Genomic DNA, 10,654 nt, shown 5'->3' on the forward strand with positions numbered 1-10,654 from the left:
CTTTTGTTGTGTATTTGTCACCTTTAGAGATCTAGTACGGCTCCGTGGTCTCGGATATGTTCATACTTAAGATGCCACCTCCGCGGCCGCGTCTACGCCCACTCCCACACACGCGACCACGGGCACGCCCGCGCCCGCGCCCACGACCACGACCACGACCACGACCACGACCACGACCACGACCATCATGAAAAACATGATGATAAACATCAAGATAAAGATGCTCAACACGCACACCATGACCATAAAAAAGATGTGCATGATGAAGGCGAGCATAGTGGTCACGGTGAATTCACGATTCAGTACCAATATCACTGCGATAACATGCCGCAATTGCAGTACCTCGACACGCAATGGTTTAACTTGTTCCCAAATACCCAAACTATCTCTGCCAATGTACTGACAGACAAAGCACAATCTGCCTCTGAGTTGAAAACAAACAGCACTCGCATTACGTTTTAAGGCGTATAAGCAACAACCTAGAGTAAGCACATACTTACTCTAGGTTCACTGTCGTTAAAGGAATTCACAATGAGTGATTTGCATATTCTATCGCTGACGTCTGTCATTGAATTGAAAGAGGTCGAATTTCGTTGGCCGAATAGCTCACAACCAGCCTTATCTATCCAAGATCTTTGTGTAAAACGTGGAGAGCACCTTTTTATTAAAGGGCCAAGTGGTTGTGGCAAATCGACCTTACTGAGCTTACTGACTGGGATCAACCAAGCACAACGAGGGGAGGTCTCTATTTTAGGCACCAACCTGTCGACGTTAACTTCCCGTCAACGGGATCGTTTTCGAGCCGATCACATTGGCTACATTTTCCAACAATTTAATTTATTGCCTTATCTCTCAGTGATTGAAAACGTTACGCTACCTTGCCATTTTTCCAGCACTCGCAAGCAGAATGTGGCAGGCGATCTGATTGAGAAAGCAAAACAGTTACTCACTCGCCTACATCTTGCATCTGAACTACTGACTAAACCGGTTATCGAACTGAGTATTGGCCAGCAGCAGCGTGTCGCGGCGGCGAGAGCACTGATTGGCGAACCCAAGCTGATCATCGCCGATGAGCCAACCTCTGCGCTGGATCACGACAATCGACTCGCGTTTATCGAACTGTTATTGGAAGAGGCGAATCGGGCAGGTTCAACGCTGGTGTTTGTGAGCCACGATCCCACCTTAGAAGCTTTATTTGACCGCGCAGTTTACCTCCCTCAATTGAATCAGGCAGGAGTGACAGCATGAATGTAATTACCAATCTGGCGTGGAAAAGCGTACTTAACCGCAAAACCACAGCACTACTCTCCATTCTGACGGTTGCCATTTCAGTCATTCTGTTAATGGGGGTTGAACGCATTCGAACTCAAGCTAAAGAGAGCTTTGCCAACACCATTTCAGGGACGGATCTAATCGTCGGCGGCCGCTCTGGACAAGTCAACTTGCTGCTCTATTCGGTATTTAGAATTGGCAATGCCACCAATAATATCGACTGGAAAAGCTACCAAGCCTTCAGTGAGCATCGCAGCGTCAAGTGGGCGATCCCCATTTCATTGGGTGACTCACACCAAGGGTTTCGCGTTATGGGCACCAATCACCATTATTTCGAGCATTTCAAATATGGAAGTAAGCAACCACTCACCTTCTCTCAAGGCACTGAGTTTCATGGTTTATTTGAAACGGTATTGGGTTCAGATGTCGCCGAAACCTTAGGTTACCATATTGGCAGTGACATCATTATTGCGCATGGGATCAGCGATGTGGGTTTTAGCCGCCACGACAACCTCCCTTTCAAAGTAGTAGGTATTTTAGCGCCAACGGGAACGCCCGTAGACAAAACAGTGCATGTCTCATTAGAAGCGATTGAAGCCATTCACGTGGGTTGGGAATCGGGTGCGCATTTAGGCAATTCGCCATCCAAAGAGCAGCTTGAACAACACAACTTTCAACCCAAGCAGATCACCGCCATGTTGATCGGTCTAAAATCGAGAATTCAAACCTTTGCACTGCAACGTGAAATCAATAACTATCGCCAAGAACCCTTGAGCGCCATTATGCCCGGCGTCGCTCTGCAAGAACTGTGGGGTATGATGTCGATAGCAGAACAAGCTTTAATGGCGGTGTCGGTCTTTGTGGTGGCGGCAGGGTTACTTGGTATGCTCAGCAGCTTACTGACAAGCTTGCAGGAAAGACGCCGTGAAATGGCGATTCTGCGCGCCATGGGTGCACAACCTAAACATATTTTTGCTCTGCTTATCAGCGAAGCGACGACGCTGACCTTCATTGGCATCTGCGTTGGATTAGCGGGGTTATATTCACTGCTCGCACTGGCGCAACCTTTTATTGCGCAGCATTATGGCATTCAAATCACACTCAGCACCTTAAGCGGCTATGAGTGGCAATTATTAGCTTATGTACAGCTGGCTGGCATTATTATTGGTGTTATCCCGGCTCTACGCGCCTATAGACAATCACTTAGCGATGGAATGACCATTCGAATTTAGGACTTAACGATGAAAAAACTACTGCTTATCAGCACGCTGCTGCTATCAGGCTTGTTACCGATGTACGCACAGAGTAATGAACAAGTACTGACGCTCGATTGGATCGATCTGATCCCGGAGAACGAACGTAACCAATTCAACGCCGATGGCATGCCAGCATTGAACCATGATGGCGAAATGACGGCTGCACAATCAAAAATCGGCGGGGTTAGAAAAGAGCTCAATGGCAGCGTGGTCAAAATACCCGGCTTTGTGATCCCACTGGAAGGTGACGCCAATAACGTTACTGAGTTTCTACTGGTGCCCTACTTTGGCGCATGCATTCACGTGCCGCCACCGCCACCAAACCAAATTATTTATGTGAAATATCCGCAAGGTGCTCCAATCCAGCAGCTCTGGGATGTAATTTATCTGATTGGGACACTGAAAACCGAAAGTGTTAGCCACGATCTGGCCGAAACAGCGTATGTAATCGAAGGCACTGCGATCGAAGAATACGACGACATGTAGTTAACAAAATAGCAACCTATTGATTCATCTAAACTAAACGATATATTTAGATAAATACGCTAGCAAAGCGACATATATCAACAATAGTAAAGTAATCGATAGGTGCTTTTTCAGTCTATTTTCTTTCCAACACTTCATAAGCGCCCCACAAATTCCGATAACAATTTTAACAAGTTATTATCATTAGGGATAGCGCAAATTTATGATCTAGAACGAATGTTTTTCCTAGATGGAAAATGCGTTACACGTTACATTTTAATCCATGAATGAAATGGGTGATTGAAGCGGACATAAAATGGCAGATACCAACAACCCTGTAGTGATTGAACATCAAGCCAACTCAGGTCAAAGCCACGAAAAAAAATCGAGCTATATCAAAGACAGTGGTAGTCGCATTTTGAATATTGCTCAATATCACGGCTTAGATGCGCTGCTACAAACGGATCCGCCAGAAAAAACCTCGCTTGATCGCGCCTTATTTAGAGAACAGCAACGTAAAGAACAGCGACAAAAAAACCTAGAGCAGATCGTCAAACTGGCGCATATCTCTTGTAAAAATGAGACCGCGGGAGAGCCTGATCAAGATTGGTTACACCGCTTTTTCGATATGGCGCAAGACATCCACAACTCTTCGATGCAGCGACTTTGGGCGCAAGTACTCAAACGCGAGGTGACCAACCCCGGTTCAACCTCAATGAAAGCGCTGCAAGTATTACAAGACATGACACCAAAAGAAGCGCAGATACTCCAAAAAGCCTCAGCGTTAGCCTGCTGTTTTGGTAGCGATAACAGCCGCAAGCTGTTGGTCGGCATTCGTGCTACTAACGGTATTTTTAGTTTAGGAAAACGCATCAGCACATTTGTCATCAATATGGGTAGTTTCCAATTACCCTATTCGAGCCTGTTGGTACTGATCGAGCTTGGCTTACTGCATGCCACTGAACTGGAATCTGGAGAAATTGAACTTGAACCGGCACTGCTGTTGACCTATCAAGGCAAGAATCTGTCACTGCAATCGATGAGTAAAGGGGTAAGGCTGCTCTATTACCGTTTCAGTCCCACTGGCAATGAGCTGTGTAAGCTACTGGGTAATAAACCGAATATGCAGTACTACGATCAGATGTTGGCGGTGCTTAGCCAGAAATTCACTGTCCACACCGAAGTTGCCAGCAGCTCTTTTCATCACGCCGTCTAGCCTCAAAAAAAATAAAGGGCTCAAGCTGATGAGCCCTCTTCTACATTAGGCGATAATCGCTTGTACTTGCAGCGCTGTTAGGCAAATTTCCACCAGCTCATCAATGTTTTTTTCGCCAGCCGCAAGATCGATCTCAGGGTTTTGCGGCGACTCATACTCAGAGTCAATGCCCGTAAAATTACTGATTTCACCAGCGCGCGCTTTTTTATACAGCCCCTTCGGGTCGCGCTGCTCGCACACGTCCAACTTGGTATTGACAAACACTTCGATGAATTCACCTTGTGGCAGCATATCGCGCACTAATTGACGCTCAGCACGATGCGGTGAAATGAATGCTGATAACACGATTAACCCAGCATCGGCCATCAGCTTCGCGAGTTCACCAATACGGCGAATATTTTCTCGCCGATCTTGCTCTGAGAACCCAAGGTCGCTGCACAAGCCGTGGCGTACATTATCCCCATCGAGTAAATAGGTGTGATACCCGAGTTGAGCTAAACGCTGTTCCAACGCACCAGCAATGGTTGATTTTCCCGCCCCTGACAGCCCCGTAAACCACAATACTGCTGGCTGCTGTTGTTTTAAGTTGGCGCGGAACGACTTATCCACCGTATGCTGATGCCAGACAACATTTTCATCTTTATTGGCCAAATTCGTACTCATTACTCAATCCTTTGTTGCCTCAAACTAGCCAATAGAGGGACGCTATAAGCGGCAATCCCTCCCACCGAATCACCACAGTTAAGCCTTGAATAACTGACGAAGATCTTTGGCTTCCCAGTGTGGGAAGTGCTTGCGGATCAAGGTATTCAATTCAACTTCAAACGCAGAATGGACACTTTGAGCATGAGCGATGTTTTGCAAACTATCTCGAACCAAACCCGCCCCCACCGTCACATTCGTCAGGCGATCGATGATGATAAAACCACCAGTATTGGCACTGTCTAAGTATTTATCCAGCGCGATCGACTCTGTTAGCGACCATTCACACAAGCCAATGCCATTGAGCGGCAACTCTTCACTGTGATAAGTCGATAAATTATTAATATCGTACTGGTGACGCACCGCTTGCAACTGACCGACGGTTTTCTTACCCGCAATTTTGATGTTGTATTCACGCCCGGCTTTGAGTGGTTGTTCTGTCATCCAGACCACATCGGCTAATAGATGGTTAGTTGATTCAACCTGCGCTCCTTGCAGCACAATAAGATCACCGCGGCTGATGTCAATTTCATCGCTGAGCGTTAACGTCACCGCTTGGCCTGCTTGCGCTTGCGGCAAATCTCCATCGAAAGTAACAATACGTGCCACGGTGGATGTTTTTCCGGACGGAAGTGCAGTGATTGCATCTCCAACGCTGATGCTGCCCGCTGCAATCGTGCCAGCAAAACCGCGAAAATCGAGATTCGGTCGGTTCACATACTGCACTGGAAAACGAAACTCACCGGCTCCTTTTTGCTGATCTACGTCCACCGTTTCAAGCAGCTCCAGCAGTGATGGGCCTTGATACCAACGCATATGTTGACTTGCTTCGACCACGTTGTCCCCTTCCAGAGCAGAAAGCGGGATGATCTGAATATCAGTATCACCTTGCAGATGCTTTGAAAATTCCACGTAGTCTTGACGGATCTGCTCAAAACGATCTTGTGAATAATCGACCAGATCCATCTTATTCACCGCCACCACAAAATGCTTCAAACCTAACAGATTGGCAATGAATGAGTGGCGACGCGTTTGATCCAAAATGCCTTTACGGGCATCGATCAAAATCACCGCGAGATCGCAAGTGGATGCACCCGTCGCCATATTGCGCGTGTACTGCTCATGCCCCGGAGTATCGGCAATAATGAATTTGCGTTTTTGAGTAGAGAAATAGCGATACGCCACGTCAATGGTGATCCCTTGCTCACGTTCCGCTTGCAGGCCATCAACTAACAGAGCTAAATCGGGGCGCTCGCCCGTCGTGCCAACACGCTGGCTATCGGAATGGACGGCGGCCAGTTGATCTTCATAAATCTGTTTTGTGTCATGAAGCAAACGACCAATCAAGGTACTTTTTCCATCATCAACTGAGCCACAAGTCAGAAATCTCAGTAACGATTTGTGCTGGTGTTGCGTGAGATAAGCTTCAATACCGATCTCAGAAAGCTGAGCCTGAACTGCACTATTCATAATCTTTCCTTAGAGGCTTAGAAATAACCTTGGCGTTTTTTCAATTCCATCGATCCTGATTGATCGTGGTCGATCGCGCGGCCTTGTCGTTCACTGGAAGTGGCCACCAGCATCTCTTCAATGATGCCCGTTAGCGTACTGGCCTCTGATTCAATTGCGCCAGTAAGTGGATAACAACCTAACGTGCGAAAACGCACACTCTTGTGCTGAACTTCTTCTCCAGGTTGCAGCTTCATCCGCTCATCATCAACCATGATCAGCATCCCATCGCGTTCGACAACCGGACGAATGTCCGATAAATACAGCGGTACGATCTCGATGTTTTCCAAATAGATGTATTGCCAAATATCCAATTCAGTCCAGTTCGACAATGGGAAAACACGAATGCTCTCACCTTTATTGATTTGGCCGTTGTAGGTTTTCCATAGCTCCGGACGCTGGTTCTTCGGATCCCACGTGTGGTTCTTGTCACGAAAAGAATAAACACGCTCTTTCGCGCGTGATTTCTCTTCATCACGACGCGCACCACCAAAAGCAGCATCAAAACCATATTGGTTCAACGCTTGTTTTAAACCTTGGGTTTTCATGATGTCAGTATGCTTTGAAGATCCATGCTCAAAAGGGCTGATCCCCATCGCGATCCCTTCTGGGTTTTTGTGTACCAAAAGCTCAAAACCATACTTGTGCGCCATACGATCACGAAATTCGATCATTTCACGAAATTTCCAATCGGTGTCCACATGCAGTAGTGGGAAGGGAATTTTCCCCGGATAAAAAGCCTTGCGCGCTAAATGCAGCATCACCGAAGAGTCTTTACCAATCGAATACATCATTACTGGGTTATCAAATTCAGCGGCCACTTCACGTAAAATATGAATACTTTCGGCTTCGAGCTGTTGTAAATGGGTTAAGCGTTGTTGATCCATCTGCATGCTTCCTTTTCGCTCGCATTGCGAGCCTTGTGCAATGAGAAATTGGTTTGAGTATTGAGTTGGGAATAACTGGCTTGCCTTGCAATCAGGCGTAATTCACTTGGTTTTGCTGCGCGGGTTGTTCACCAAACCAATGCAGTTTTTCCGACAGCGCCACCACTTCGCCCACCACAATCAAGGCCGGAGCCTGCGCCCGCGCCGCCAGTTGTGATAAGTCACTGAGCTGCCCTTTGAAGACTTTTTGCGAACGCTGAGTACCGCGTTCAATAATCGCGATTGGTGTGTTGGCTTGGCGTCCATGTTCAATCAACTGCTGCTGGATATAACTCGACTTCATCAAGCCCATGTAAATGACTAAGGTTTGATTACCACGTGCCAGTGTTGACCAATCCATGTCATCGTTTTCCGCTTTAAGGTGACCGGTGACAAACAGAGCGGATTGCGCATAATCACGATGAGTCAGTGGAATACCCGCATAGGCTGTTGCGCCTGCCGCCGCTGTAATACCGGGGATCACCTGAAATTTCACTCCCGCATCAAACAGCACTTCCAACTCTTCACCACCGCGGCCAAACATAAACGGATCGCCGCCTTTAATACGCACGACTTTGTAACCTTGCTGCGCAAAATCGATCAGCAATTGATTGGTTTTTTCTTGAGGAACACTGTGGTGTCCAGCGCGCTTACCCACGCAGACTAAGATGGTATCGCTTGGCACCAGCGCCATAATTTCATCAGACACTAGGTAGTCGTACAACACCACGTCGGCTTGTTGTAGAAAGCTCAACGCTTTGAGCGTCAGCAGTTCTGGGTCGCCCGGCCCTGCACCAATCAAAGCCACTTCACCGCAGATCAATTGGCTTTTGACGTACGATGGAGCGCTACTTGCCAAAGCATCATTGTTGACCGCAACTAAGCGCGGCCCTTTGATTGGCAACTGAGAAATGGTTTCCGTCGTACTCATTGTTGTTATCCATAACTTAATTCATGGATGCATTATGGCGGGCTCTTCATATTACCTGTAATTCTAAAATTTCATTTTTTATATCAAAAGCTGATAAGGGAATGGATAATTCCGAATAAGAAGTGACTATCTCTCTGATTAAAAGCCAATCAATGATGAGATCTTGTCGACAGAATGCCGGTGAGTTAACGCGTAACATCACAAATTGATATTCATTGAAATCATCGTTTCATAAGATTTTGTTACATTAGACGAGTTATTTGTTCCCTACCCCGAACTGGAGTACACAATGAAAGTGGCAGTGAAACCTCTCTCCATCGCGATTTTGAGCGGTATGTTAGCAATGGCTGGCCCAGCAATGGCGGACACCATTAAACTGCGTATAGTCGAAACGACCGATATTCACACCAATGTGATGGATTACGATTACTACAAAGACAAGCCATCGAACCAGATTGGTTTATCCCGTGCGGCGACGTTAGTGAAGCAAGCTCGCAGCGAAGTCGAAAACAGCATTTTGGTCGATAACGGTGATTTGCTCCAAGGTAGCCCAATGGGTGACTATATGGCCGCCAAAGGCATTAAGGTTGGTGAGGTTCACCCAGTTTACAAAGCGATGAATCAGCTCGGCTACGATGTGGGTAACATTGGTAACCATGAATTTAACTACGGTTTGTCCTTTTTAAAGGAGAGTATTAACGACGCCGCATTCCCGTATGTCAATGCCAACGTCTATGACCAACAAACGGGCAAACACCTCTTCAATCCCTACCTCATTAAAACGCACACGTTCAAAGATACCGATGGCAAAGAGCACCAAATTAAAGTGGGTTACATTGGTTTTGTCCCACCACAAATCATGGTGTGGGATAAGAAAAACCTTGATGGCAAAGTGTTTGCCAAAGACATCAAGCAAACAGCCGAGGAGCTGATCCCGCAGATGAAAAAAGAGGGTGCCGATGTGATCGTGGCAATCCCGCACTCTGGTGTCTCAGCTAACCCATATTCCGTTGGTGCAGAAAACTCGGTTTACTACCTCACCCAAGTAGAAGGCATTGACGCGATTGCTTTTGGTCACTCTCACGCTGTATTCCCTAGCCAAGATTTTGCCAAACTGCCAGGAGCAGATGTAACTAAAGGCACCATTAATGGCGTAACCGCTGTCATGCCGGGGCGCTGGGGTAGCCATGTTGGTGTGATGGATCTGACTTTGCAAAGCAAAGATGGCCAATGGTCAGTCGTGAATGGTCAATCCCAAGCTCGCCCAATCTTCGATAAAGCCAATAAGAAATCATTGGCAGCAGCCGATACAGGCATAGTGAAAGCCTTAGAGTCGGACCATAAAGGCACTCGAGATTTCGTGAATCAACCGATTGGCCAAGCGAATGATGTGATGTACAGCTTTTTAGCCTTGGTACAAGATGACCCAACCGTGCAAATCGTTAACCTTGCACAAAAAGATTATGTGGAACGCTTTATTCAAGGCGACCCAGATCTTGATGGTTTGCCGGTGTTATCGGCCGCAGCCCCTTTCAAAGTTGGTGGCCGTAAAGATGATCCTGCCGGTTTCACCGAAGTCGAAGCTGGCCAACTGACATTTCGTAACGCAGCAGATCTCTATCTTTACCCTAATACATTAGTCGCGCTGAAAATGACGGGTAAAGAAGTGAAGGAATGGTTGGAATGCAGCGCGGGGCAGTTTAATCAGATTGATCCGCACAGCACTCAACCACAATCCTTGATCAATTGGGCTGATTTCCGCACGTATAACTTTGATGTGATGGATGGGGTGAATTACCAAATCGATGTGACTCAACCCGCCAAATACGATGGTGATTGTAAAGTGGCGAATAAAGATGCTGAGCGCATTGTAGGCTTAACTTATCAAGGTAAACCTATCGATGTAAAACAGACCTTTATTGTCGCCACCAATAACTACCGCGCTTACAGCAATAAATTTGCAGGCACGGGCGCACAATTTGTTGCCTTTGACTCACCCGACGAAAACCGCACGGCCGTTGCCAACTACATTTCGCGCGTGAGTAAAGAAAAAGGTCAAGTTACGCCAAGTGCTGATAACAACTGGTCGTTTGCTCCGATTAAAACTAATACCGCGTTAGATGTTCGTTTTGAAACCTCTCCAAGCGAGAAAGCAGCACAGTTCATCAAAGAGAAAGGCCAATACCCAATGACTTTGGTGGAAAACGATGAGGTTGGTTTTGCGGTTTACAAGATTGACCTTACCCAATAACCCCCCACTAAAATCGATTGAAAGAGGCCAATGAATTAAGGCGCTTTCACCCCACAAACGCAGCCTTTCGCTGCGTTTTTTATTTCCCGCTCGACAACCTTAACTCTGATCTTGATGGTTCTTGAC

General features: G+C 46.9%; 10 protein-coding genes. 6 read left to right on the plus strand and 4 right to left on the minus strand.

Going from position 1 to position 10,654, the window contains the following annotated elements; translation table 11 throughout:
• The first annotated feature begins 54 nt into the window (after window positions 1-54).
• From AACT21_RS16675 to AACT21_RS01505, 5 genes are all read left to right on the plus strand, one after another.
• On the plus strand, window positions 55-462 hold the full coding sequence (locus AACT21_RS16675) for a ZrgA family zinc uptake protein (protein ID WP_445285933.1): 408 nt from the start codon (window positions 55-57) through the stop codon (window positions 460-462).
• Window positions 463-531: 69 nt separating this feature from the next.
• Window positions 532-1,248, plus strand: a complete 717-nt coding sequence (locus AACT21_RS01490; RefSeq protein WP_017046723.1) for an ABC transporter ATP-binding protein — start codon at window positions 532-534, stop codon at window positions 1,246-1,248.
• A complete protein-coding gene (locus AACT21_RS01495; protein ID WP_017046979.1) occupies window positions 1,245-2,504 on the plus strand; it encodes an ABC transporter permease in 1,260 nt (419 codons plus the stop codon). Before AACT21_RS01490 ends, AACT21_RS01495 begins: the two co-directional genes overlap by 4 nt.
• Window positions 2,505-2,513: 9 nt before the next feature.
• Entirely contained in the window at window positions 2,514-3,014 is a 501-nt protein-coding gene (locus AACT21_RS01500; RefSeq protein ID WP_013855946.1) for a DUF3299 domain-containing protein, read from the plus strand.
• Between the two features lie 295 nt (window positions 3,015-3,309).
• Complete coding sequence (locus AACT21_RS01505) at window positions 3,310-4,209, plus strand: TIGR03899 family protein (RefSeq protein ID WP_013855945.1); 900 nt, start codon at window positions 3,310-3,312, stop codon at window positions 4,207-4,209.
• Between the two features lie 45 nt (window positions 4,210-4,254).
• Here the strand turns inward: AACT21_RS01505 and cysC are convergent, their stop codons facing one another.
• The 4 genes from cysC to cobA form a co-directional block, all read right to left on the minus strand.
• A complete protein-coding gene (cysC, locus tag AACT21_RS01510; RefSeq protein WP_094163904.1) occupies window positions 4,255-4,872 on the minus strand; it encodes an adenylyl-sulfate kinase in 618 nt (205 codons plus the stop codon).
• Window positions 4,873-4,950: 78 nt separating this feature from the next.
• Window positions 4,951-6,381 (minus strand): sulfate adenylyltransferase subunit CysN, encoded by a 1,431-nt coding sequence (gene cysN, locus AACT21_RS01515; protein WP_094163906.1) that lies wholly within the window; start codon window positions 6,379-6,381, stop codon window positions 4,951-4,953.
• 17 nt (window positions 6,382-6,398) lie between these two features.
• On the minus strand, window positions 6,399-7,307 hold the full coding sequence (gene cysD / locus AACT21_RS01520) for a sulfate adenylyltransferase subunit CysD (protein ID WP_026027329.1): 909 nt from the start codon (window positions 7,305-7,307) through the stop codon (window positions 6,399-6,401).
• Window positions 7,308-7,398: 91 nt separating this feature from the next.
• A complete protein-coding gene (gene cobA, locus AACT21_RS01525) occupies window positions 7,399-8,277 on the minus strand; it encodes a uroporphyrinogen-III C-methyltransferase (protein ID WP_094163908.1) in 879 nt (292 codons plus the stop codon).
• Between the two features lie 289 nt (window positions 8,278-8,566).
• Between cobA and cpdB the strand changes: the two genes are divergently transcribed.
• Window positions 8,567-10,528, plus strand: a complete 1,962-nt coding sequence (gene cpdB / locus AACT21_RS01530) for a 2',3'-cyclic-nucleotide 2'-phosphodiesterase (RefSeq protein WP_094124218.1) — start codon at window positions 8,567-8,569, stop codon at window positions 10,526-10,528.
• Window positions 10,529-10,654 lie beyond the last annotated feature (126 nt).

Source organism: Vibrio sp. V08_P9A1T1 (assembly GCF_963874405.1).
In the GTDB taxonomy this organism is placed as follows: Bacteria; Pseudomonadota; Gammaproteobacteria; order Enterobacterales; family Vibrionaceae; genus Vibrio; species Vibrio anguillarum.